This window comes from Crenobacter oryzisoli, assembly GCF_030385785.1.
Taxonomy (GTDB): domain Bacteria; phylum Pseudomonadota; class Gammaproteobacteria; order Burkholderiales; family Chromobacteriaceae; genus Crenobacter_A; species Crenobacter_A oryzisoli.
Map to the genome: position 1 here is coordinate 1 of NZ_JAUEDK010000112.1, position 1,191 is coordinate 1,191.

Genomic DNA, 1,191 nt, shown 5'->3' on the forward strand with positions numbered 1-1,191 from the left:
TTGACCGGCGCGGGACACCCGGCAATACACCACCGTCAGCCGACGTTCCGGTGCACCACCTAGGATGGTGCGAACATCCGACTCGTCAAAATAACGGTGTCCCGACGGCATCCGTTTAGCCGTCAGTTTGCCTTCTCGTTCCCAGCGGCGAACCGTGCTGGTCGCTCGACCGATGCGCTTGGCGAACTCATTGATTCGATATTGATTGCTCATAGTGGGCAGTTATAAACAACTAGGAGCAAATTTCAAGTAACAGTTGTTAGCTCCTTGTTGGGCTACGAAACCAAGTGCTATCACTGCCCTGCGACGGGAACGGTGGCTGTCATATCTTTAGAGACCGCTCTGCCTGTTTATTAACACTCGTCACGAATACCGGCCAGAGCCAATTTGAGCTCGCTTGAAAGCTCCTGTAGTTCCAAGATCTTTCGATCGACCACTCCAATCTTGTCAGCAAGAATGGCGCGCTTCTGTTCCGGCCTGAAGCTGTGATTGGCCCATGCGTCCAGCAGCTCTTGGATCTCTCCAAGTGAAAACCCCAAAGCCTTGGCCTGCTTGATCAGGCCCAAGCGTCGAACAGTCGACGCATCGTAACGGCGGTAGCCGTGGCGGCCTTCTAGGCCGCGTTCGGGCCTGATAAGGCCTATCCGTTCGTAGAAACGAATAGCATCACGCGTCATCCCTGTCTGTTCGGCCAACTCTCCGATCCGCACGATCGAACTCTCCCGATAAATTTAGAAGCTGTCTTGAAAACCAAATTGCGAGAAAATCAAGCGTTTTTGCATGACATGTGACAACCCTTGGCTTATCCAACCGACCTGACTGAACAACAGTGGTGCCGTATTGCTCACCATTTCGAGGCTGCAAACGGGCGCGGCCGGCCACCCAAGCACGACAAGCGGCTGATGGTGAACGCGATTCTTTATCTGACGAAAAGTGGCTGTCAGTGGCGGATGTTGCCTACAGACTTCCCGCCTTGGCAGACGGTCTACGACCACTTCAGCCGCTGGAACAAGCAAGGAGTCTGGGAACGGGCACTGGATGAACTGACGCGTGCCCATCGTAGCCAGAGAAAAAAAGTCGATGCCAAGCTATGGCATAGTTGATTCGCAAAGCGTGAAGACCGTGCTGGCCAGCGAAAGGATAGGCATCGACGGTGGCAAGAAAACCAAGGGGCGCAAGCGCCATATCGTC

The 1,191-nt window shown here is 54.2% G+C and carries 3 protein-coding genes; 1 reads left to right on the forward strand and 2 read right to left on the reverse strand.

The annotated features are described in order from the left end of the window. Positions 1–213 (reverse strand): MerR family transcriptional regulator (locus tag QU481_RS23705; protein WP_289832392.1); only part of this gene is annotated, 213 nt, incomplete at its 3' end. A gap of 140 nt (positions 214–353) precedes the next feature. Beyond that, on the reverse strand, positions 354–695 hold the full coding sequence (locus tag QU481_RS23710) for a MerR family transcriptional regulator (RefSeq protein ID WP_289832393.1): 342 nt from the start codon (positions 693–695) through the stop codon (positions 354–356). Between the two features lie 102 nt (positions 696–797). Here QU481_RS23710 and QU481_RS23715 point away from each other — a divergent pair, with 102 nt between their 5' ends. Next, on the forward strand, positions 798–1,103 hold the full coding sequence (locus tag QU481_RS23715) for a transposase (RefSeq protein ID WP_289832271.1): 306 nt from the start codon (positions 798–800) through the stop codon (positions 1,101–1,103). Positions 1,104–1,191 lie beyond the last annotated feature (88 nt).